This window comes from Afipia sp. GAS231 (assembly GCF_900103365.1).
Lineage (GTDB): Bacteria > Pseudomonadota > Alphaproteobacteria > Rhizobiales > Xanthobacteraceae > Bradyrhizobium.
The window spans coordinates 1,819,138-1,840,881 of the sequence record NZ_LT629703.1; the positions used below are offsets into that span (position 1 = coordinate 1,819,138).

The 21,744-nt window shown below is 63.2% G+C and carries 19 protein-coding genes; 10 read left to right on the forward strand and 9 right to left on the reverse strand.

Translation table 11 applies throughout. The features are described from left to right. The first annotated feature begins 78 nt into the window (after window positions 1-78). The 6 genes from BLS26_RS08685 to BLS26_RS08710 all read left to right on the forward strand — a co-directional run bounded on the left by BLS26_RS08685 (window position 79) and on the right by BLS26_RS08710 (window position 6,521). The gene (locus BLS26_RS08685; RefSeq protein ID WP_092510187.1) at window positions 79-1,572 is read left to right on the forward strand and encodes an AMP-binding protein; all 1,494 of its coding nucleotides are present in this window, start codon (window positions 79-81) and stop codon (window positions 1,570-1,572) included. Then, window positions 1,569-2,228 carry a TetR/AcrR family transcriptional regulator gene (locus tag BLS26_RS08690; RefSeq protein WP_092510189.1) on the forward strand — a complete coding sequence of 220 codons (660 nt, stop codon included), beginning with the start codon at window positions 1,569-1,571 and terminating at the stop codon, window positions 2,226-2,228. Before BLS26_RS08685 ends, BLS26_RS08690 begins: the two co-directional genes overlap by 4 nt. Further along, a complete protein-coding gene (locus BLS26_RS08695) occupies window positions 2,218-2,997 on the forward strand; it encodes an SDR family NAD(P)-dependent oxidoreductase (protein ID WP_092510191.1) in 780 nt (259 codons plus the stop codon). Before BLS26_RS08690 ends, BLS26_RS08695 begins: the two co-directional genes overlap by 11 nt. Further along, window positions 2,994-4,907, forward strand: a complete 1,914-nt coding sequence (locus BLS26_RS08700) for an NAD(P)/FAD-dependent oxidoreductase (RefSeq protein ID WP_092510193.1) — start codon at window positions 2,994-2,996, stop codon at window positions 4,905-4,907. The genes BLS26_RS08695 and BLS26_RS08700 overlap by 4 nt, the downstream gene beginning before the upstream one ends. A gap of 635 nt (window positions 4,908-5,542) precedes the next feature. Continuing rightward, complete coding sequence (locus BLS26_RS08705; protein WP_092510195.1) at window positions 5,543-6,172, forward strand: 2-hydroxychromene-2-carboxylate isomerase; 630 nt, start codon at window positions 5,543-5,545, stop codon at window positions 6,170-6,172. Window positions 6,173-6,224: 52 nt separating this feature from the next. After that, the gene (locus BLS26_RS08710; protein ID WP_092510197.1) at window positions 6,225-6,521 is read left to right on the forward strand and encodes a hypothetical protein; all 297 of its coding nucleotides are present in this window, start codon (window positions 6,225-6,227) and stop codon (window positions 6,519-6,521) included. A 49-nt stretch (window positions 6,522-6,570) separates the two neighbouring features. Here the strand turns inward: BLS26_RS08710 and pyk are convergent, their stop codons facing one another. From pyk to BLS26_RS08730, 4 genes are all read right to left on the reverse strand, one after another. Continuing rightward, window positions 6,571-7,986, reverse strand: a complete 1,416-nt coding sequence (pyk, locus tag BLS26_RS08715; protein ID WP_092510199.1) for a pyruvate kinase — start codon at window positions 7,984-7,986, stop codon at window positions 6,571-6,573. 38 nt (window positions 7,987-8,024) lie between these two features. After that, entirely contained in the window at window positions 8,025-9,287 is a 1,263-nt protein-coding gene (locus BLS26_RS08720) for a glycerate kinase (RefSeq protein WP_092510201.1), read from the reverse strand. A gap of 93 nt (window positions 9,288-9,380) precedes the next feature. Then, the gene (locus BLS26_RS08725) at window positions 9,381-10,457 is read right to left on the reverse strand and encodes a tartrate dehydrogenase (RefSeq protein ID WP_092510203.1); all 1,077 of its coding nucleotides are present in this window, start codon (window positions 10,455-10,457) and stop codon (window positions 9,381-9,383) included. A gap of 42 nt (window positions 10,458-10,499) precedes the next feature. Next, entirely contained in the window at window positions 10,500-11,798 is a 1,299-nt protein-coding gene (locus BLS26_RS08730) for an MFS transporter (RefSeq protein WP_092510205.1), read from the reverse strand. Window positions 11,799-11,941: 143 nt separating this feature from the next. Between BLS26_RS08730 and BLS26_RS08735 the strand changes: the two genes are divergently transcribed. Next, window positions 11,942-12,847 carry a LysR family transcriptional regulator gene (locus tag BLS26_RS08735; RefSeq protein ID WP_092510207.1) on the forward strand — a complete coding sequence of 302 codons (906 nt, stop codon included), beginning with the start codon at window positions 11,942-11,944 and terminating at the stop codon, window positions 12,845-12,847. A gap of 162 nt (window positions 12,848-13,009) precedes the next feature. Here the strand turns inward: BLS26_RS08735 and BLS26_RS08740 are convergent, their stop codons facing one another. The 4 genes from BLS26_RS08740 to BLS26_RS08755 all read right to left on the reverse strand — a co-directional run bounded on the left by BLS26_RS08740 (window position 13,010) and on the right by BLS26_RS08755 (window position 17,483). Then, entirely contained in the window at window positions 13,010-13,939 is a 930-nt protein-coding gene (locus tag BLS26_RS08740) for a GTP-binding protein (RefSeq protein ID WP_092510209.1), read from the reverse strand. Window positions 13,940-13,941: 2 nt separating this feature from the next. After that, window positions 13,942-15,432, reverse strand: a complete 1,491-nt coding sequence (locus tag BLS26_RS08745) for an amidohydrolase family protein (RefSeq protein ID WP_092510211.1) — start codon at window positions 15,430-15,432, stop codon at window positions 13,942-13,944. A gap of 126 nt (window positions 15,433-15,558) precedes the next feature. After that, window positions 15,559-16,587, reverse strand: a complete 1,029-nt coding sequence (locus tag BLS26_RS08750) for a glutathione S-transferase N-terminal domain-containing protein (protein WP_092510213.1) — start codon at window positions 16,585-16,587, stop codon at window positions 15,559-15,561. After that, window positions 16,584-17,483: a LysR family transcriptional regulator gene (locus tag BLS26_RS08755; protein WP_092510215.1), complete on the reverse strand. Its 900-nt coding sequence runs from the start codon at window positions 17,481-17,483 to the stop codon at window positions 16,584-16,586. Before BLS26_RS08755 ends, BLS26_RS08750 begins: the two co-directional genes overlap by 4 nt. A gap of 110 nt (window positions 17,484-17,593) precedes the next feature. On the opposite strand from BLS26_RS08755, the gene BLS26_RS08760 reads away from it, so the two are divergent. From BLS26_RS08760 to BLS26_RS08770, 3 genes are all read left to right on the forward strand, one after another. Next, the gene (locus BLS26_RS08760) at window positions 17,594-18,457 is read left to right on the forward strand and encodes an NmrA family NAD(P)-binding protein (RefSeq protein ID WP_092517810.1); all 864 of its coding nucleotides are present in this window, start codon (window positions 17,594-17,596) and stop codon (window positions 18,455-18,457) included. Between the two features lie 157 nt (window positions 18,458-18,614). Then, window positions 18,615-19,409, forward strand: coding sequence for a class II aldolase/adducin family protein (locus BLS26_RS08765; protein WP_092510217.1), 795 nt, complete (start codon window positions 18,615-18,617; stop codon window positions 19,407-19,409). Window positions 19,410-19,540: 131 nt separating this feature from the next. After that, window positions 19,541-20,479 carry a GAF domain-containing protein gene (locus tag BLS26_RS08770; protein WP_092510218.1) on the forward strand — a complete coding sequence of 313 codons (939 nt, stop codon included), beginning with the start codon at window positions 19,541-19,543 and terminating at the stop codon, window positions 20,477-20,479. A 48-nt stretch (window positions 20,480-20,527) separates the two neighbouring features. On the opposite strand, the gene BLS26_RS08775 is transcribed toward BLS26_RS08770, so the two are convergent. Then, entirely contained in the window at window positions 20,528-21,736 is a 1,209-nt protein-coding gene (locus tag BLS26_RS08775) for a cytochrome c (protein WP_092517812.1), read from the reverse strand. Window positions 21,737-21,744 lie beyond the last annotated feature (8 nt).

Below are 21,744 nucleotides of genomic sequence, written 5' to 3' on the forward strand. Positions count from 1 at the left end.
TCAAACCAAAAATGGAAGTCCGGCCAGGACCGGACTTCAGGGAGGAATGAGCCGGAAACCGGCCTGTTGCGTGGGATAATGATCAATCTCTCCAGCTTCATTGCCTTTCACGCCCGGCGGACGCCGGATCGCGCCGCGCTGAAATACCGCGGCGAGGAGATTTCCTATGCCACGCTCGATGCCCGCATCCGGAGCGTCGGCGGCTGGCTGGTCTCGCGCGGCATCGGCCCCGGCGACGTCGTTGCGGTGCTGATGAAGAACAGCGCGGCGTTTCTCGAACTGGTGTTTGCGACGAGCCATATCGGCGCGGTGTTTCTGCCAATCAACTACCGCCTGTCGGCCGACGAGGTCGGTTACATCGTCGGCAATTCCGGCGCGAAACTTCTGATCGCGGATGAAGAGCTTGCGGATATCGCAGCGGGCGCCCCGGTGGTGCTGCTCGATGAAGCCGCGCAAGCAACCGCTACGCGGCTGGCCCCGGATATCGCGCCCGCGCCTGCTCACGTCCGCCAACTGCGCGACCTAATGCGGCTGATGTACACCTCAGGCACCACGGACCGGCCCAAAGGCGTGATGCTTTCCTACGAGAACATTTACTGGAAATCGGCCGATCAGACGCTAGCGCTGGGACTGAACGCCGACACGCGGCTCTTGGTGGTCGGGCCGCTCTATCATGTCGGCGCGCTCGATCTGCCGGGGATCGCCGTGCTCTGGCACGGCGGCTTGCTTTCGATTCACCGCAATTTCGAGCCGGAAGCGGCGCTGGCGGCAATCGAAACCGAGAAACTGAACGCGGCATGGTTCGCGCCTGTGATGACCACCGCGCTCCTCACCTGCCCGGCCCGCGACACGTACGACGTCTCGAGCCTGCGCTGGGCGATCGGCGGTGGCGAGAAAACGCCGGAACTGCGGATTCGCGCCTTCTCCGAATATTTCACCAACGCGCGCTACATCGATGCCTACGGCCTGACCGAAAGCTGCGGCGGCGACACGTTTATGGACGCCGGCCGCGAGATCGAAAAGATCGGCTCGACCGGACGCGCCATCGCCCATGTCGAGATCGAAATCCGCGACGACACGGGTCATCGTTTGGCCGCCGGCGAGAACGGCGAGATCTGCCTGCGCGGGCCGAAGGTCACGCAAGGCTACTGGAAGGATCCGGAGAAAACCGCGGCGGCGTTTTTCGGCGACTGGTTTCGCACCGGCGACATCGGCTATCTCGACGATGACGGCTTTCTCTATCTGACCGACCGCAAGAAGGACATGATCATCTCCGGCGGCGAGAACATTGCCTCCTCCGAAGTCGAACGCGTGATCTACGAAATGCCGCAGGTGCGCGAAGTTGCCGTCATCGGCCTGCCGGATCCGCGCTGGGGCGAAAAGCCGGTCGCGATCGTGGTGCTCGGCGACGGCGCGGCGCTGGAACTGCCTGCCCTTGCCGACCACTGCCGCGCACGCCTCGCCGGCTTCAAGGTGCCGAAACAACTGATCATCCGCGACAGCCTGCCGCGCAATCCGTCCGGCAAGGTGCTCAAGCGCGTGCTGCGCGCCGAACTGGAGGCCCACACATGACGCCGACCTCGCAAGCCGCATCGGGCAAAGTCACAAAGCTCAATCGCGTCGAGCGCAACGCCTGGACCAAGCGCAAGATCTTCGACGCCGCCACCAAGATCGTCGGCAAATACGGCTATGCCGAAGCCTCGGTCGCCCGCATCACCGAAGAAGCCGGCGTCGCCCAGGGCACATTCTACAATCATTTCGAAAACCGCCAGGAACTGCTCGATCAGTTGCTGCCGAAGATCGGCATCGACATGGTGCGCTTCATCCGCGACCGCACCGGCACGGCGCAGGCGGCGCGGCAGGAGATCGAGCGCTTCGGCGCGTTCTTCGATTTCATCCGCGAGGTGCCGGAATTTTTGCGCATCCTCAACGAAGCCGAGTTCTTCGCACCGACCGGTTACCAGAAACACCTCGATAACATCGTCATCGCCTACGTCCGGATTCTGCAGCGGGCGCGCGATGCCGGCGCGATCGAGGATTTCAGCGACCAGGAATTCGAGGCCATCGTCTACATACTGATGGGCGCGCGCGGCTATCTCAGCCAGCATTATTCCTATTCCGGCGGCAAAGTCACCGCCGTCCCCGACCACGTCATCTCGGCCTATCAAAAGCTGATGACGCGCGGGCTGTTCGCTACATCCGACAAAGGCACCGGCCATGACCGCTGAGGGTATCGTTCTCGTCACCGGCGGCAGCCGCGGCATTGGCGCTGCGACAGCTGCGCTGCTCGCCGAGCAAGGCCGCCGAGTCGTGATCACGGATATCGCGCCGGAACCGCTGGCTGGAACCAGGACGATCCTGTGGCCCGCGTCGTTCGATGTCGGCAGCGAAAGCGCCGTCGTGCAGGGGATATCAGATATCGAGACCGCGCACGGCCCGATTACCGGTCTCGTCAATGCCGCCGGCGTGTTCGGCAAGATGCACCCGATCGAACGGGTGCGGATGGATCAATGGGACCGTGAGGTCAACATCGACCTGCGCGGCACGTTTCTGGTCGCCCGCAGCGTCGGCGTCAAAATGGCGGAACGCCGCCACGGCGCCATCGTCAATGTCGCCTCGGTGGCCGGCATGAGTTCCGGCCCGATCCACGCCTATACCGCGGCGAAGGCCGGCGTCATCCAGATCACGCAGACGCTCGCCGCCGAATGGGGCCGCACCGGCGTTCGCGTCAATGCGGTGTCGCCCGGTTTCACCCGCACCGCCGCGCTCGAAGCCGGCATCGCCTCCGGTGCGCTGAACAGGGAACTGCTTGAAAGCCCGACCGCGATGAACCGGCTGGTCGAACCGATTGAAGTGGCGCAGGCGATCGCGTGGCTGCTGTCGCCGCTGAGCTCTGGCGTCACTGGGATCAACCTGCCGGTCGATGCCGGCTACATCGCGGGCACCACCTGGGCCGCCTATGGCGGCCTGCCGAAACCGCCGGGAGCGTCAGCATGAACGTCGAACTGCCGCGCAGGAAACTCGACCTCGCCTCGGCGATCGCCGAAGGCGACATCCGCGTGCTGCTGATGGTGCTGGTGCACATGACCGGCGACGAGCGCTGGCTGGAGCCGCCGTACAAACCGAAGCGCGACGTGCGCCTGATCCCCGATCCGCAAGCGGGCGTGCCGCCGGAGATCCAGGCGGAAATCCGCGCCGCGGTGCTGAAGCTGTTCGAGAACGGTGAGCCCAAGCCCGCCATTGCCGACCCCGACAATGATCTGATGCTGCGCATGATGCGCGCGACGCTCGGTGGCGAGAACGTCGCGCCGGAATATGCGCCGCTGATGCGCGAAGAAATGGGATTTGTGCCGCGCGAGGTACGCTGGAGCAAGCCGCCGGGAAACGAAGAGCTGGCGCAGCAGCACGTGCTGATCGTCGGCGCCGGCGTCTGCGCCATCGCGCTCGCCGTCACGCTCGGCCGGCTCGGCATCCCCTACACCATCGTCGAGAAGAACGCCGAGCTCGGCGGCACCTGGTATGTCAACCGCTACCCCGGCTGCGGCGTCGACACGCCAAACCATTCCTATTCGTTCTCGTTCGGCGCCCGCAATCCCTGGACGCGCTATTTCGCCAAGCGCCAGGAGCTGCTCGACTACCTCAGGAAGGTCGCGCTCGAATACGACATCCGGAAGCATCTGCGCCTCAATACCGAACTGACGTCGTCACGTTGGGACGAAAGCAAGCGCCGCTGGATTTCGACGCTGAAGACGGCTGACGGCGAGGAGGTCTTTGAATCGACCACGCTGGTCAGCGCGATCGGTCAGCTCAACGATCCCTTGCCTGCGCATTTCAAGGGCGAAGAAACCTTTGAGGGAGAGACGCTGCACTCGGCATTGTGGTCCGACGACATCGCGTTTGACGGCAAGCATGTCGCCGTGATCGGCACCGGGGCGACCGCGATGCAACTGGTGCCGGCGATCGCCGACCGCGTTGCATCGGTCACCGTCTATCAGCGTACCGCGCAATGGGCCAGGCCGGTCGAGGGACTGAACGACCCTATCTCCGACGGCGCGCAATGGCTGCTCGCGCATCTGCCGTTCTATGTGCAGTGGTACCGCTTCAACATGTTCTGGCGGTATGGCGACGGCCTGCTGCCGTTCCTGCGCAAGGATCCGGACTGGCCGCATCCCGATCGCGCCGTCAACAAGGGCAATGACCGCCATCGCGAGGAACTGACGAACTTCATTCATTCCGAACTGAAAGACCGTCCCGACCTGATCGAGAAATGCGTGCCGACCTATCCGCCCTACGGCAAGCGCATCCTGCTCGACAATGGCTGGTTCAGCACGCTGACCAGGCCGAATGTCGAACTGGTGACCGACGGCATCGATCGCTTTGCGCCCGACGGCATCGTCACGTCAGACGGAAAATTGCGGCCCGCCGACATCATCGTCATCTCGACCGGCTTCAAGGTCACGGAGATGGCGGCGCGCCTCAACATCAGCGGACGTGGCGGCAAGAATCTGAAGGTGGCCTGGGCCAACGACAATCCGACCGCTTATCTCGGCCTGACCGTACCGGACTTTCCAAACTTCTTCGTCATGCTCGGGCCGAATACCGGCCCGGCGCATGGCGGCAGTGTGATCTTCCAGTCCGAGTGCCAGAGCCGCTACATCTCGTCGTGTCTCGTCGCGATGATCGAGCAAGGCGTCGCCGCGATCGATGTCGATCCCAACGCACACGATCAATACATCCGAAAAGTCGATGCCGAACATGAGCAGTTGATCTGGACTCATCCCGGCATGACCACCTACTACCGCAACGGCCAGGGCCGGGTGTTCTCGGCGATGCCGTGGCGCTTTGTCGACTACTGGTCGATGACGCACGATCCGGATTTCACGCAATACCGGCAAACCAAAATCTGATCGCGCTGCAGTGGGTCAGGACTCCTGCAGCATTTGGCCGAACGCCGCAGTGGAACCGGCACCGACTTCGCTTGACACATGCCGATATCTGCCGCAGCATTTCCGACGCTGCACCTGCCGGGGTATCGGAGCGCGCGGCTCCCCGCTTCGCAGGAATTGACGCCTGGTCATGTGATCGAGACGGCTCGCAGCGGGGACGGACGCAAGTTCGTAGGCCAACTCTTGAGGAGGAGCATGACGCCACCGGATCAGACTGGTGACCTTGCTCAGCGCAAGGTTCCGGCGCGCTTGAGGTGAAAGCAGCTGTTTGCCTCATTGCACCGTCTAAAATCGAGAATACCCCACGGGACTGGAACGCAAAGGCCACGCGCTCTCCGGATCCTTAGATCATACTGGTTTATACCAGCCATCCTTCGCTAAAACGAAGATGCAGGGCCCCGCGATGCCTTAGATGCACCGGGGCCCACTCGTTTGAATCACCCAATTCAGCCGTCTGGATTTCCATCGTGTGGATTTCCATCGTGCGATCGGCGTTGCCGGCTCGGGCACGTGACCCAATGCATGGTTCCGTGTTTTATTCGGCTGGGGATAATGGCCCGAACAAGGACCAGCCAAGGACCCGCCAAGGACCAGCGATGGAAAAGCCGCGCGTACGCGTCTACACCGACTACAAGAGCCCCTACGCCTTCGTCGCCAACAAGCGGCTGTTCGAACTCGAGCAGCAATACAACATCGAGCTGGAATGGCTGCCCTACACGCTGCGCGTTGCCGAATTCATGGGAACGGTGGAAGCGCGCACGCCGCATTTCTGGCGCAAGGTACGTTACGCCTACATGGACGCGCGGCGCTACGCCAACGCGCAAGGCCTCACCATGAAAGGCCCGCGGCGCATCTATGACGCCTTCTATTCCAGCGCCGGCATGCTGTTCGCGCAACGCCACGGCCTGTTCCGACCCTACCATGACACGGTGTTCCGAAGGTTCTGGAACCACGACCTCGAAATCGACGAGTTGTCGGACATTTCAGGCGTGATCGCCTCGGTCGGTGGCTCGGCGAAAGACTTCGAGGCCTATGTTCACGGCCCGGCCCGCGCGGAGCATGACCGCATCATCGACGAGGCCGAAGCGCTCGGCGTGTTCGGCGTGCCGACCATGGTCTTCAACGGCGAACTGTTCTGGGGCGGCGACCGCATCGACCTTCTAGTCGAGCGCATCAAGAACCCGGAGTCGATCGCAACGGCGCTGGGCAGCCGGCACCGGAAATAAGCCCCGGCCTCCGGTTTAAAATCTGTTTACCATCCTCACGTAGCCTTGAGGGATGTTCGAGATACCGGAACCAGGCACGTTCGCGGAAAACATCCCGATTGCCTACGATGCACCCGCCGACCTGAAGAAGTGGCCCTCGCTGAACAACCAGCGGGTCACCAGCAAGACGCCGTATATGGTCTACAACGGCACCCTGGCGGGCTGCATCCGGGAATTGCTGGCCAAGCCGATCAAGCAGATTTCGCTCTACGACATCGTCACCGAACGCCAACCGGCCTTCGATGGCAACGTGCTGTCGCCCGGCATCGCCGCCGAAATCGCGATGCGCAAGGATTTCCCCAAGGGCTAGGACGCGGACGCGCCCAGCCGCACGCCAGCAGTCGGATCACCGCGACCGTTCAGACCTGCACAATCTTCAACATGTTCGTTGTTCCGGATATCCCGACCGGACTTCCCGCCGCAACGACAATGGTGTCACCCTTGTTTGCGAAGCCCTCCCTGAGCGCGGTCTCGCCAGCAAACGAGCTCATCTCGTCCAGCGAGCCAATCGCAGGCACTTCCACCGAATGAATCCCCCAGGCCAACGTCAGGCGTCGCGCCGTCTCCACGCTCGCGGCCATGCTGAGAATGGAAGTCGCCGGCCGTTCACGCGATGCGCGCAGACTGCTCGAGCCGGAACTGGTGTAGGTGACGACCGCGGCGATGGGCAGCAGATCGGTTGCCAGCCGCATGCTGGCACTGATCGCGTCCGGAATAGTGGCGGCGGGCGCCGGACGCGCCGCATCGCTCATCCGGCGGTAATACCCCCGATCGTTCTCCGCGGCCTTGATGATGCGGTCCATCATCGTCACCGCCTCGATCGGAAACTTTCCGGATGCCGATTCCGCCGAAAGCATCACCGCATCGGCGCCGTGATAGATGGCCGAAGCCACGTCGGAAGCTTCGGCGCGGGTGGGCGTCGGAACCTCGATCATCGACTCCAGCATTTGCGTCGCGACCACGCTGGGCTTTCCTGCGAGCCGGCAGGCACGAACGATTTGCCGCTGGATCGGTGGTACCTGTTCGGGAGCCATTTCGACGCCGAGGTCGCCACGCGCGACCATCACCGCATCCGAAAGCGCGACGATGGCATCGAGATGTTCGACCGCCGAAGGCTTTTCCAGCTTTGACATCACCCCTGCGCGTCCGGCGACGATGCTGCGGACTTCTTCGACATCCTCCGGCCGTTGAACGAACGATAGCGCCACCCAGTCCGCGCCAAGTTCAAGGCCGTACGTCAGGTCAATCCGATCTTTGGGCGTCAGCGCTGAAAGCGGTAGCACGGCTCCGACGACACTTACTCCCTTGCGGTCGGACAACGGGCCGCCCACTAGAACCCGTGTCGTCGCCCTACCCGCGTCACACGACTCGACTTCCAGGCGGACTTTGCCGTCGTCAAGCAGAAGCTGAACACCGGGAGACAGTGCCTGGAAGATCTCCGGATGCGGCAGGCCTACCCGCGCGCCGTCTCCCGGCCCGCCACCAAGGTCGAAATCAAACCTGGCTCCGGTGATCAGCATCACCCGCCCTGCCGCGAATGTGCCAACCCTCAGCTTGGGCCCTTGCAAGTCTACGAGAACCCCGATGGGCCTGCCCACGTCCTTCTCAATTGAGCGGATAATGTCGTAGCGCTTCTTGTGATCCTCGTGGGTGCCGTGGCTGAAGTTCAAACGGAACACGTCCGCCCCGGCGTCAAAGAGGCTACGAACAATTTCCGGACTTGAGCTTGCGGGACCCAGGGTCGCTATGATCTTGGCGTTGCGGTAACGGCGCATGTTGTGTCGCGGCCCTAACCGGCCGGCCTTTCCTGGGATTAGATGATGAGGATGGCGCGGAAATCGTTGACGTTGGTCAGTGTGGGCCCGGTGATGATTTGATCGCCGAGAGCTTCGAAGAAGGAGTGACCGTCATTATCGGCCAGGCGCTGCTTGGCATTGATTCCACGGTCGACGGCCCGAGCGAGGGTGTCGGGAGTTATGATGGCGCCGGCGATCTCTTCGGCGCCATCTACGCCGTCGGTATCACCAGCCAGCGCGAACACGCGGGGTTGGCCGTCGAGCTCGACGGCCAGCGAAAGCAGAAATTCGACGTTGCGGCCTCCGCGCCCTTTCCCTTTGACGGTGACGGTCGTTTCGCCTCCCGACAACAGCACGACGGGTGGTACGGCCGGCTGGCCTCGTAGCGCCGCCTGCCGCGCGATCCCTGCCATCACCCGGCCGACCTCGCGCGCTTCGCCCTCAAGAGCGTCACCGAGAATGAGAGGCGTCACTCCGTTGTTTCGGGCGAGGTCCGCGGCCGCCTCCAGCGAAAGCTGAGGCGTGGCGATGATGGCCGTGCTGGAATTGGCGAGCCGGGGCGCACCCGACTTTGGGGTTTCGTCCGCAGCGCGGATCAGATGATCAATTGCGGAACGCGGTTCGGTAATCCCGTATTTTTCCATCACGGCGCGGGCTTCGGCAAAAGTCGAACTGTCGGGAACGGTCGGACCTGAGGCGATCACGGCCGGATCGTCGCCCGGCACGTCCGAGATCACGAGAGTCAGGAGTTTGGCCGGATGGGCCGCTGCCGCGAGCCGGCCTCCCTTGATCGCCGAGAGATGCTTGCGCACGATATTCATCTCGCCGATCGAGGCACCGGACCGGAGTAGTGCTGCGTTGACGGCCTGCTTGTCTTTCAGGGTCAGGCCCAACGCGGGCAGGCTCAGGAGAGACGATCCGCCACCCGAGATCAGCGCTAAAACGAGGTCGTCGGGGCTCAACCCCTGGACCATTTCCATGATACGCCGGGCCGCGCGATGACCGTTTTCATCGGGAACCGGATGCGAAGCTTCGACGATTTCAATGCGTTCGCAGGGTACGGCGTGGCCGTACCGCGTCACCACAAGTCCTTCCAGCGGGCCGGGCCAGAGATCTTCGACGGCCTTTGCCATCGCGGCCGACGCCTTTCCGGCGCCGATCACCACGGTGCGCCCCTTGGGCGGCGGAGGAAGAAACGCCGGAATGCGAAGCCTGGGTGAAGCCGCGCCAATCGCCGCATCGAACATCGCCTTGAGCAGTTGTCGCGGCTCGCCAAGCATTGGACGTTTCCTGCAGCACCGCACGGAGCGAGGCGCTGTCGCATTGAACTCAGTGGCTGCCGGCCCGCGAGATGGGCCGGCAGAATGGACCGATTAGTCGTTGGCCTTTCGCAACTCTTCGCATACCGCATCGGTCACTTGCTTGGTGGTGGCCTTGCCACCAAGGTCGGGGGTGTGCAGCGACGGATCGGCGGTCACCCGCTCGATGGCTTTCATCAGCCGGTCGGCCGCCGGCTTCTCGCCCAGATGCTCTAGCATCATGACCGCCGTCCAGAAGGTCCCAACCGGATTGGCGATACCCTTGCCGGTGATGTCGAAGGCCGATCCGTGGATCGGCTCGAACATCGACGGCGCATTCCGCTCGGGGTTCAAATTGGCGGTGGGTGCAATGCCGAGGGAGCCTGCGAGAGCCGCCGCGAGATCCGAAAGAATGTCGGCATGCAGGTTGGTTGCCACGATCGTATCCAAAGTCTGCGGCTTCATGGTCATCCGCATCGTCATGGCGTCGACCAGCATTTTATCCCAGGTGACATCAGGAAATTCCTTCGCGACTTCGGCGGCGATCTCGTCCCACATCACCATCGCATGACGCTGCGCGTTGCTCTTGGTGACGACGGTCAGCAGCTTGCGCGGGCGGGACTGCGCCAGCTTGAACGCGTAGCGAATGATACGGGCGACCCCGGTTCGCGTCATGATGGAGACATCGGTGGCGACTTCTTCAGGCAGCCCGCGATGCACCCGGCCACCAACGCCGGAATATTCGCCTTCCGAATTTTCGCGCACGATCACCCAATCCAGTTCCGGACCGGAAACATCGCGGAGCGGGCTGGTGATTCCCGGCAGCACCCGGGTCGGGCGCACGTTGGCGTATTGGTCGAGCGGCTGGCAGATCGCAAGGCGCAATCCCCACAAGGTGATGTGGTCGGGAATGTCGGGTGCACCGACGGAACCAAACAGAATGGCATCGAACTTTCTGAGCTGATCCACGCCATCGGCCGGCATCATGACGCCGTGCTTCCTGTAGTAATCCGAGCCCCAGTCGAAATCCTGAAAATCCAGCTTGAATTGACCGTCGCGCTCGGCGCAAACCTTGAGCGCCTGCACGCCCGCCGCAACAACCTCGGGACCGATTCCATCTCCGCCCATGGCGGCAATCCGGTGAGTACGCATTTTTCTGCTCCGTATGTTTTCTGATCGTGATGCTTTGGGCGGTTAGTGATCGAAGTGCGGTTGAGCCGCCGTCGACTGGTTCGAGCGTGATAGAACGAGTGTGAGAACGGCCGACAGGACAAGCAGGCCGGCGACAAAGTACAGGCCGCCGAGAAAGCTGCCGGTCGAATCCTTGATCCAGCCGATCATCGCGGGCCCGGCAAAACCGCCGAGGTTACCGATCGAATTGATCGTCGCGATGCCCGCAGCGGCCGCGGATCCGGACAGGAACATGGTCGGCATCGCCCACAGCGGCGGCTTTGCCGAACTGATGCCGATATTGACGAGCGTGAGCGCCGCAACGACGGAGACGACCGATCCGGCGGATCCCGCGAGCATGAGACCCGCCGCGGCGGCGACGCAGGCGCCGACGACATGCCAGGTACGCTCGTTGGTCTTGTCCGAATGGCGGGCCCAGAGCACCATCGCAATCACGGCAACCGTCGGCGGAACGGCGTTCAGCAGGCCAACCTGCATGGTCGACAAGCCAAACTCCTTGATGATCTGCGGCGCCCAGATGCCAAGGGTATAAAGTCCGGCCGAGGTGCCGAAGTAGATCAGCGACAGCGCCAGCACACGAATGTCGGCCAAACCGCGCCAGATGCTGTGGCTGGCGGTCGCGGCCTTGGCGGCATGTTCCGCGTCCATTTCATTGACAAGCCAGGCGCGCTCATCATCTTTCAGCCACTTCGCCTTTGCCGGCTTGTCGGTCAGGTAGCCGAGAACGACGAAGCCAAGGAGAACCGCCGGGATCGCCTCCATGATGAACATCCACTGCCAGCCCTTGAGCCCGAGCAGACCGTCCATCTCCAGCAACGCGCTTGAAACCGGCGAACCAAGAACCACCGAGATCGGCGCCGCCGCCATGAACAACGAAACCACGCCGGCGCGGTAACGCGCCGGGAACCAGAAGCTGAGATAGAGAATGATGCCGGGGAAGAAGCCGGCCTCTGCCGCGCCGAGCAAAAAGCGCAAGGTGAGGAAGCTCCTCTCCCCCTGAATAAACGCAAAAGCACCAGAAACCAGCCCCCAGGTGATCATCACCCGGGCGATCCAGAGCCGCGCGCCGACCTTTTCGAGGATCAGGTTCGAGGGCACCTCGAACAGAAAATATCCAAGGAAGAAAATGCCGGCGCCGACGCCGAACACCGACGACGAGAACCCCAGGTCCTTGTTCATCGTCAACGCGGCGAAGCCGATGTTCACCCGGTCGATGAAAGCGATGAAATACAGCAGCATGATAAAGGGAACGATGCGGAAGCTGATCTTTCGCAGCACGCGCTTTTCCAGCTCGGCACTCATGGGGGCTCCTCGCCTGGTCTGTTGCTTTTGATTTTCCGCGCCGTCCGACGCGTTGAAGTCCACCCTGAGGCCAGGGCCGGCAGGACTCAATTGGCTGCGGTTTATACAAAAAAATGATATAATCGAGATCCAGGAGAGAACCGATGGATCTTCACCAATTGCGATGCTTCGTGGCTGCGGCCGAAGATCTGCATTTCGGCCGGGCCGCGCAGCGGCTGGAAATGCTGCCTTCGGCGCTTGGCCGCTTTATCAGGCTGCTCGAGGAAGACCTCGGCACCCGGCTGATGATCCGCACCACCCGCAGCGTCGCGCTAACCGACGACGGTGCGGCTCTCCTCAAGGAGGCGCGCGCGCTGCTGTCGCAAGCCGAGGCGCTCGCCGCCAAATTCCGGACCCGTGGCCGAAATCAGGCCGCCACGATCCGCGTCGGGGCGATCGATAGCGCCGCCGCCGGGCTGGTGCCGATGCTGCTGCACGACTTCCGGGAGCAGCGGCCCGACGTCACGGTGCAACTGGCCGAGGATAAAACCATCCGCTTGATTCCCCGGCTTCTGTCCGGCCGAATCGATCTTGCTTTCGTCCGTCCTTCCGAAACGCCGGACAAGCGGCTCGAATTCATGTTTCTCTTTCATGAAACCGCCGTGGTTGCCGTTCCCGACCATCATCCGCTTGCAGCAAAGAAGCGAGTGACGATTGCCGACCTCGCAAACCAGCCGCTGATCGTGCCAGAACGTCGTTCCCGACCGCACAGCCACGATCTCACCATGAAACTGTTTGCGGAAGCCGGGCTGGAGGCCCGCATCGTCCAGATTGCGGATGAAAAGCAGACCATCGTCAATCTTGTGTCGGCTAAACTGGGGGTCGCGATCGTCCCGAAATGGACGTCGCGCATGGCGGCCCGTGGTGTTCGCTACGTCCGGCTTGCGACGTCCAACTTGAACAAGTTGCCGCTGGCGGCGGCCTGGACCCGCGGCACACGCGATCCCGTCAGGGACGACATGCTGAAGATGCTCAGGGCTCACCTATCGCGCTACGAGCGAGATGCGTGAAATGGCCTTCGACGGCAACGTGCTGTCACCCTGCATCGCCGCCGAAATTGCGATGCGCAAAGACTTTCCGAAGGGTTGAGTACGTCTACCGATAAGTCCGGTACCGCAGCCGAAGGAAGTCAGGCGCGTGGCGCGCCCGGTAAAGGGACGAAATGCGCGCTTTCAAGTCGCCTCGGCTTCGATGCATCCTTGCATGATGCTGTCGATCTCGGCGCGTGAGAGGACGCCGATCTCGGCTACGAACACGATCCGTGTCCGCGGTTTTCCTGCTGCCGGCGGCCCGCCTGGCGCCAACGTCGCCCGCCCGCCGGCAAACTGAAATACCATCAAGCGGCCGGGCTGCTCCACGGTGTCGAACAGACCCTTCGCCCGCGCCAGCTTCGGAGCAAGCCGACCGATAGCCTCCTGCAACCGGGACAACGACACCGGCTGTTCCGACGTCCAGCTCAGCGTCTCAAACCGATCTGCCGCCGGCCCTCGTCGCCCTGCTTCGCGCGGGACCGGCACACGATCCACGTCCGGGAAAAGAAGCGCTGTCGGGATCTTGCCATGCGGCGCATCGACCAGCACCGACGCCGGACGCATCGCCCGGACCGCGTCGCGCACCCGCGCGTGGTTGGCCGCGTCCGCCAGGTCGACCTTACTGAGCGCGATCACATCGGCAGCCCGGATCTGAGAACGCAACAGCGCATCGTCCAGCTTGGCCACCGGAGCCGTCGCGTCCACCACGCACAGCACCGTTTCCAACGGCGCCTCCCGCCAGATCATCGGGTCCATGAGGTTGCGCACGATATCGGTCGGGTCGGCTACCCCGCTGGTTTCGATCACGATGACCTCCGGCTTCGGATCACGCCGCAGCAGGAGCGCCAGCGTGCGCAGCAGATCGCCCTCGAGCGAGCAGCAGATACAGCCATTGCTCAGGCTCACCACGCCATCGGCACCCGTGATCAGCTCCGCATCGATATTGATCGCGCCGAAATCGTTGACGACGGCGGCAATCCGCCTTCCTCCGGCATGCGCCAGCAGGTGGTTCACGACCGTGGTCTTGCCCGCTCCGAGGAATCCGGCCACGAGCACAACCGGGACCGACATCTTCAGCTCTCGGCAACGGGCCGGCGCACCGGCCGACCGGGCCTTGCCGCCAGATCCAGTACGCCATCCGTGATCAGCGGCTGGCCGCTGACCACGAGGTGACGCACGCCCTCGGACGGACGATTCATCGCCGAGAACGTCGCCCGGTCGGTGAGTGTGTCGAAATCGAACACCACGATGTCTGCATCCGCGCCCGGCTGCAGCCTGCCCTTGGCACGCATCGCGGGCGTACTGGGGCTAAGAATCTCCGCCGGGATCAGCGCGCACTTGCGGATGCCTTCCATGAGCGATACCGCCCGGCGCTCACGCACCCATTCGCGAATGAAGCGCGTGAAGCAACCCGCCGAACGCGGATGCGACGTCGCGTCGTCGGGCAGCGGCCAGGCGTCGCCTTTGTAAACGCTGCCGTCCGACAGCGTCCAGGGCATGGCATCGGAGGCGATCGCGCCGCCCGGATACAGCACCGACATATCCAGCAGGTTACGATGGTGCGAATTGTTCTCGGTATCCAGGATATGCCACAACACCAACGTGGAGGGTTCGGCGGCCTGGGCCGCAAGCAATTCCGCCCGGTCGCGGAAACGCCGCCCGTCGGTCACCCGCTGCACCGAATCGTAGCCCAGGCCATTGCGCGCCTCGAATTCGGGATCGCTGAAGAACGCCGCCGCCAGCACCGTCGAACCGGTGCCGTAGGGATAGGCTTCGAGTGTGATCGGAAGCCCCTGCGCCTGCGCCTTGGCCACCAGCGCAACACAGCGCTCCACGTCGGTCTTGCTGGAAGAGTTGAAATGGCAGATGTGCATGTGCGCGCCGGTGGCGCCGGCATAGCCGATCAGGCGGATATAGGCCTCGGCGGCGCTCTCCGGGTCGATGCGGGACATGTAGGCGACGTGGGTGAAGGTCGGCACAGCATGCGTCGTCGCCAGTTGACACACCGCGGTCAGCTCCTGCACGCCGGCACCTGGGGCATAGGCGTTGAGGATGCCGATGCCGATGCCACCCTCGTTCAACCCGCCTGCAAGGCGGTCGAGGATGCCCGCCACTTCGGTTTCGCTGGCCACGTTATCGATCCAGCGGCGATCGCGCATGGCATTGCCGAACGCCTCGAGCGAGCTTTCGGTGTTGGAGCCGGTCATCGCGCCGATGCGCGCGAACGCCCAGTTGGTGGCGGCACCATAGTTCAACACGCGTCCCCGCGTGGCCTGGCGCCGATACCAGGACGCGACCGGCAAGACTCCGGCCTCGAGGTCGAGCGTCGTCGTTACCCCATCGAACGCCTGCATGCGGTCGGCCGGTATCGACTGGCCGTGCGCGTGCAAGTCGATGAAGCCGGGAGCGACGACCAGTCCGGTCGCGTCGATCGACCGCTCGGCGCTGCCAAGCCCGGTCCCGACGGCGGCGATCCGGCCGTCCAGCACCGCCACATCGCCGACGGCGTCCATCCCGCTGGCCGGATCTACCACCCGGCCACCCGTGATTACCAAGCCAGCCATCTCGTCACTCCCGCATGCTGAAAGCCGGCGCTTCCAAAGCCGGGACCGGCTCTGGCCGTGCACGGGCCGTCGCGACACTCATAGATACAGATTTTCGGACCGGCAACTACTGCCTCTGGGCGCATGTCAGCTGGCGATCAAACGCCGCCAGCATCCGGTACGCTCCAGCACCGGATGCAGCGCCGATTTGGCCTCCGCATCGAGGCCGGCGAACTTGTCGCGAAGCTGCTGCAGGCATTTTACCTGATACTTGAACGGCGCCAGCGCATAAGTCAGGCCCCAGACATTGATCTCCAGCCGTTCAACGCCCTCTCGAAAAGCCTCGGCGTTGGCGGCGAGAAACGGCAGATAAAGTTCGCCGGCAATTTTCAACAACGCTTCGGCCATGCCACCGAGCGCCTGCTCGCGCGGATACCATTCGCCTTCGACGCCGGAGGCATCGTCGAGCCGCCGCACCCAGTGATCGGTGAACGGCGCGTTGGCGCGCATGATACGCATCGGCGTCGGATCGGTCGCCATCTCGCTGAGCTGCCCGAACCAGGCGAAGTCGGCGAGCGACGGCCGGCTGCCGAACAGGTAATTGTTCATGCCGATATGCGGCTCGAATGCGGCAAGCGTCCTGAGATAGCTCGCTTCCAGCAGCGGCCTGTTCTCGGCTGTTGCCCCCAGGATGACCATGCGCGAAATCTGGCGCTGGCGGAACTGCTCGATCTCCTCGGCGCTGCCGGTCGCAGCCTCCGACACCGACCACTCCTCGCCGGCCCAGCGCGAGACATAGGCCTGATCCTCCGGATCCCACCAGCGATACAGGAACAGCGGCTTGACCGCCCATTCGTCGGCGAGATCTTCCAAGAGATCGCAGACAAAGGCGACCGCCTTGTCTTGGGGGATGACAGACCGTTCGCGGTGACGACTTTCCAGGTCATACGCCAGCGCGGTGGTCTCGCCGCGAAACGTGCCATCGGGATATTGCAGCACCGGAATCAGATTCGGGCGCAGATGCTCGGTCGCCTTCCGCAGCGCCTTGGTCATGATGACCCAGTCGAACGGAATTCTGCGGTAGCGCAACAGCGCCCGCAGCTTCAGCGCATAAGGCGATGCGGTCGAGCCGATCAGCCGGTAGCGAGCTTCGGACCTGGTATTCTCGGCACTCACTTGATCATCTCACTGCAGAAATCGATGAAGGCGCGCACCTTGGCCGGCACGTGATGGCGGGACGGGTGAAATACATAGAGCGGAAAGGTCTCATCCGGCCAGTCCGGAAATAGCTCGACCAGCCGGCCGCGGTAAAGATAATCCATCGCGCCGAACTCCATCACTTGTGCAATGCCCGCGCCGGAAACACAGGCTTCCAGCATGGTGCCGACATCGGTCATGACGAAGGGGCCGTTGACGTCGACCTTGATGATTTTCCGCTTGCGGTGAAACTCCCAGGGAAATGGTCGCCCGGTCAGGGGATCGCGGAACTGGATGCAGGCGTGGTCGACGAGATCGGCCGGCTCTTTCGGCGTGCCATGGCGCTTGAGATAGCCGGGCGAAGCGACCGTCAGGATGCGGGTTTTCAACAACAGGCGCGCCACCGGCGACACACCGGGCGGCGGCCCGAAGCGGAGCGCGAGATCGACACCTTCGGCGACGAGATCGCCGATCCCGTCGCGTGTCAGCAATTCGAGCTCGAGTTCCGGATAACGCTTTGACAATTCGGCCAGCCGCGGCGCCAGCATCAGCCGCGCAAAGAATGGATCGACATTGATCCTGAGCCGGCCACGCACCACGGCAGCAGATCCGGAAGCGGCGCCCGCCGCATCATCGATGCCTTCGAGCAACGGCCCGACCTCACGATAGAAGCGCGCGCCGGCGTCGGTCAGCTTCAGGGATCGCGTGGTGCGGTCGAACAGGCGGATGCCAAGCCGCGCTTCCAGCCGGGCGATGGCGCGGCTGACCCCCGACGCGGACAGGCCCAAGGCCTCGGCCGCGCGGACGAAACTGCCACCCTCCACCGCTGCCGCCAGCACGCCCACGCCCGCCAGTAATCGCCCGTCGAATGCCATCGGACCTACTCGTGATTTTTAGTCATCAATGATGTGACAGAAGCGCGCTTCAGTCAAATATGGCGCGGGGCTATACCGCGGGCGATCCCAACGCCAGGCTGGAGAGCGCGATGTATGCCGTCACAGGAATAACCGGTCAGGTCGGAAGCGCGGTCGCGAATAGCCTGCTCGAACTGGACCAAAAGGTTCGTGCGATGGTCCGCAATCCAGACCGTGCCGGCGACTGGGCGGCCAAGGGCTGCGAACTCGCGCAGGCGGATTTCGCGGACAGCGCGGCGCTGGTGCGCGCCTTTACCGGTGTCGACGGCGTCTTCATCCTGATCCCGCCGATGTTCGATCCGTCGCCGGGCTTTCCCGAAGTGCGCGCGATTATCGGCACATTACGGACGGCACTTGAAACAGCGCGGCCGCCGAAGATCGTGTGTCTGTCGACGATCGGTGCGCAGGCGACCGAGCCGAACTTGCTGAACCAATTGGGCCTCGTCGAACAAGGCCTCTCGACGCTGCCTTTCCCAATCGCGTTCCTTCGCGCGGCCTGGTTCATGGAGAATTCACGGTGGGATGTCGCGTCAGCCCGCGCCGGTACGATGCCGAGCTTTCTGCGGCCCGTCGAGAAGGCCGTGCCGATGATCGCCACGGCCGATATCGGAAGGCTGGCCGCAAAACTGCTGCAGGAGGACTGGACCGGCCGCCGCATCGTGGAACTGGAAAGCCGCCACCGCGTCACGCCGATCGAGATGGCGGCGGCGTTCACCAGAATTCTCGGCCGCGACGTCCGCACCGAAGTCGTCGCGCGTGAAACCTGGCACGACCTGTTCGCCGCTCAAGGCATGAAGAACCCGACGCCGCGAATTCAAATGCTCGACGGGTTCAATGAAGGCTGGATCGCGTTCGAGCGAGACGGCACGGAATACGTTCTTGGCGAGACGCTGTTCGAGACCGTGGCGGCGGAATTGGTCCGGCGCGCGGGGTGACGGCGCTCTGGGTGAAACCGGCGCATTCGGATTTCACCCGCCAGACCTGCAATAACGCCTGCTTGGCTCGCCTTGCGGCGCAGTGATTTTTGCCTGTATTCTTCCCGAAAATGAGGGCCCTCGCCGGCCCGATAGCCGTTGTCACCGGAGAAGCGCCATGAATCCTCCCGTCAGCTCACCTGCCATCAAGGTCGTCAAATCGGTGCGCGAACAGGTCAGCGCCGAGGAGTGGCAGGCGCGGGTCGATCTGGCGGCCTGCTACCGCCTCACCTCGATCTACGGCATGACCGAGATGGTTGCCAACCACATCTCCTGCCGGGTGCCGGGAACGACCGATCAGTTCCTGATCAACCCCTATGGCATGCTGTATGAGGAAATCGACGCCTCCTGCCTGATCAAGGTCGATGTCGAGGGCAACACCCTGCTCAATGAATCCGACTACAACGTCAACGTCGCCGGCTTCGTGATTCACAGCGCCATCCACATGGCCAAGCACGATATGGATTGCGTGGCGCATACGCATACGCCGGCCGGCATGGCGGTCTCGGCGATGGAATGCGGGCTGTTGCCGCTGGCGCAGACCTCGATGCGGTTTCTCCACATCGGCTATCACGACTTTGAAGGCATCGCCGACGATGTCGACGAGCGGGCGCGGCTGGTGCGCGACCTCGGCGACCACGAGGCGATGATCCTGCGCAATCACGGACTGCTCGTCGTCGGCCGCACGGTGCCGGCGGCCTTCAACGTACTGTTCCGTCTCGAGCGCGCCTGCCAGGTACAGATCATGGCGTTGTCCTGCAACACCAAGCTGACCTATCCGTCAAAGGAAATCCTGGAAGAAACCTACGACAAGATGCGACCGCGGGTCGACCGCCCGGCCCGCAACGGCGACCTCGCCTGGCCGGCGCTGCTGCGCAAGCTCGACCGCACCGATCCGTCGTACCGGAATTGAAGTTCCGCCCGTGCTTGGCTTGCCTGGGCTCCGCACGAAGTTTGGGCGGGCTCTGCCTGTAATTTGATCGCACACACCGTCGCCAAATCGCCGATGCTTAAGCGCCGGCGTAGCGACAGGTGCGTCCCCCGATGAAGACGTTTATTCGCGTGGTTGAACTGTGGGTGCCCGATCGCACCCGCACCCGGCTGGAATTCGGCGGCTGCCTCGCTAGCGAGGAATACTCGGAATTCAAGGCGCTCAGCGAAAACGCGCTGTTCGCCTATGACGAGGGGCTGCCAGGCAAGGCATGGGCCAGCGGCCATCCGGTGATCCTGACGAAATTCGCCAACTCCTATTTCAAGCGCACCGACGAAGCGGTCGAGGCCGGACTGACCTGCGGCGTCGCGCTGCCGGTATTTGCCGGCGAATTCCTGATGGCGGTGATGGTGCTGTTTTGCGGCGACGACGAAAAGCACGTCGGCGCCATCGAGCTTTGGCACAACGATCTCGAGAAATCGCACGAGATGGGGCTGGTCGACGGTTATTACGGCACGGCCGACATGTTCGAGTTCAACTCCCGCCACACCAAATTCCCGCGCGGCTTCGGCCTGCCCGGCCGCACCTGGAAGGCCGGCATGCCCTTGATCATCAAGGACCTGCACAACGCCAAGGGATTTCTGCGCTGGGAGGAAGCTAGCGAAATCGGCATCAATTGCGGCGTCGGCATTCCCTATGGGATCGGCGATCAGACCTGGGTGATGACGTTCCTGTCGGCGCAGGCGACTCCGATTGCAAAGCGCTTTGAAATCTGGGTGCCGGATGCGTCGCGAACCGTGCTGACGTTTCAGTCCGGCGATTGCAGCAAGGACGCCGATCTGGCGACGCTCTATGCGTCAAAGACCATCCGCAAAGGCGAAGGCAGCATCGGCGGCGCCTGGGCCACCGGGATGCCAGCCATCAACGAGCACCTGAGGGCCGATGAATGCATCGCTTCGCAACTCGCGCGCGCGGCCGGCATGAACCAGATCGTGGTGCTGCCTGTGATCGAGAACGCCCTGCTCAAGGCCGTGCTGGCGTGGTACCTTTAACGCGTTTTCGAGCGAAGTGGATCCCGGTTCGCTCGAAAACGCTATAACTCAGTTCAGACGCCCGCGCAGCGTCTTCACCATATCCGCGTCGACCCGCGCCGCCGCATTGCCCCAGCTATTGCGAATGTAAGTGACGACGGCCGCGATCTGGCTGTCGTTGAGCCGGAAACCGAGCGACGGCATCGCCGGCGCCGTCGGCCGCGCCTCGGTGCCGGTCGCCCGCGCACCGGTCAGGATGATGTGGACCAGCGAGGAGGCATCGTCCTGCTTGACGGCGGCATTGCCAGCCAGACGCGGAAACAATCGCTCGACGCCGGCGCCGTTGGGCGCGTGGCAGGCCGAACAGGTATCGGTGAAGATGGCCTGGCCGACCACCATTTGCGGATCGCTGGCCGGCAGCGGCGCCGGTGTCAGCGAGCCGGCAGCGCCACGTTCCTTCAGATAAACCGCGATCGCCTTCAAATCGGCATCCGGCATCTTCGACGTCGAATTCTCGATGACGTCCTTCATCGGTCCGCTGGCCAAACTGGTGCGGCTCTGGCCGTTCTTGAGATATTGCACGATGTCGTCAACCGACCAGTGGCCGAGGCCGGCCTGCGGATCGTTGGTGATGTTGGGCGCGATCCAGTTGTCGATCGGATTGCCCTTCAGGTACTGATCGGCCTTGTTGGCGCCGAACACATTGAGCGGGGTATGGCAGGCGCCGCAATGGCCGAGACCTTCGACCAGATAGCCGCCGCGGTTGAACTCCTCGGAGCGCTCGGAGTCGGGAGCGAGATAACCCGGCGTGAAATACAGCGCGTTCCAGCCCCACATCGAGGTTCTGATATTAAAGGGAAACGGCAGCGTCCGGCGATTGACGGCGTTCGACACCGGCGCCAGGGTCCGCAGATAATCATAGATCGCATCGACGTCCTGCCGCGTCACCTTGGTGTAATACGGATACGGAAATGCAGGATAGAGATAGACCCCGTCCGGCCGCCTGCCCTCATGCATCGCACGCGCGAAATTGTCCTTTGACCAGCGGCCTATGCCGGTCGCATCGTCGGGCGTCAGGTTCGGCGTCATGATCGCGCCGAACGGCGTTTGCAGCGCCAAGCCGCCGGCAAATGGCTGGCCGCCGGGCGCGGTGTGACAGGCGATGCAATCGCCGGCCGTGGCCAACGCCTTGCCACGATTGAAGTCGATATAATTGTCCTGCTCCGCCAGCGCCGGACCGGCCGCGATCAAGACGGCGAGCGCGATAAGACTTCTCATCACGCGCC